The organism is Aureibaculum sp. 2308TA14-22 (assembly GCF_040538665.1).
In the GTDB taxonomy this organism is placed as follows: Bacteria; Bacteroidota; Bacteroidia; order Flavobacteriales; family Flavobacteriaceae; genus Aureibaculum.
This window is the reverse complement of record NZ_JBEWXT010000001.1, coordinates 3,558,504-3,559,658: the sequence shown is the minus strand read 5'-3', so window position 1 is coordinate 3,559,658 and position 1,155 is coordinate 3,558,504. Positions and strand designations below refer to the sequence as shown.

General features: G+C 42.4%; 1 protein-coding gene. It reads right to left on the bottom strand.

From position 1 onward, the window contains the following. The coding region (locus U5A88_RS15875) for an immunoglobulin domain-containing protein (RefSeq protein ID WP_451963485.1) at positions 1–1,155 on the bottom strand (1,155 nt) is incomplete at both ends.

Genomic DNA, 1,155 nt, shown 5'->3' with positions numbered 1-1,155 from the left:
AGCCTGAGATCGTTCCTACATCACTCGCCACGACCATAGTCAATGCTCCTGCCGTAGAGGATACACTATAACTACCATCAGCTAAACCTGTAGTTGCCAATACTATTGTACCGTCTGTACCTGTACATACCGTTGGGTCTGTACTACTAGTCAACGCTAAGGTTGGGGTTACCGGATCAGTCAACGTAACATCAATATCAGCTACTGAACTACATCCTGCTTGAGTAATCGTAATATCATTATAAGTGCCTTGGGCTAAGCCTGAGATCGTTCCTACATCACTCGCCACGACCATAGTCAATGCTCCTGCCGTAGAGGATACACTATAACTACCATCAGCTAAACCTGTAGTTGCCAATACTATTGTACCGTCTGTACCTGCACATACTGTTGGGTCTGTACTACTAGTCAACGCTAAGGTTGGCAATGTATCTTCTGTCAAAACAATAGCGGTACGTGTTGAACTAGTACAACCGTTAATTATTATTCTCGCTTCAGCATAATAAGTCCCTGGTCCTGAAGGTGTATAATCTGTGTTCCCACTTAATAATAAAGTTCCGCCAGTAGCCGCATCATACCAATCTATAGTTTGACCTGCACCAGCTGATGCAGTTAATGTAGGAATCGCACTACCTGCACAGTAAGTTTCATCTCCTCCGCTAGTCGGAGCGTTCACTATCGGGCAACTACAATCTGGGGCAACTACAGATAAAGTTTGTTCACATGTATTACCATCAACAACGGTAAGAACAATATCCGTACCAGATGGGATATCAGTAATTTCCCAACTATTTCCAGAGGTATTTGCCACAGTACCTGCAGTACTTGTTACGGTTCCTGAACTTACTGTAACTTCGAGAGAATAAGCTGTCAATAATAAATTACAACTAGGTGCACTAGAAATACTTATTGTTGGTAAGGCATTAATCGTTACTGATGTAGTAGTTGTATTTGGACAAGTACCATCTGTAAAACTATATGTAACCGTATACGTACCTGGTGTACTTGTTGCTAAATTGATTGCTCCTGTAGTTCCATTAATTACTAAGCCTGCTGTACTACTATACGTTCCGCCCGCTTGACCTGTTTGAGTAACAGATGCTGTACCCGTAGCACAATAAGGCGTACCTGCATATGAAATTGTGGCTGTTGGTA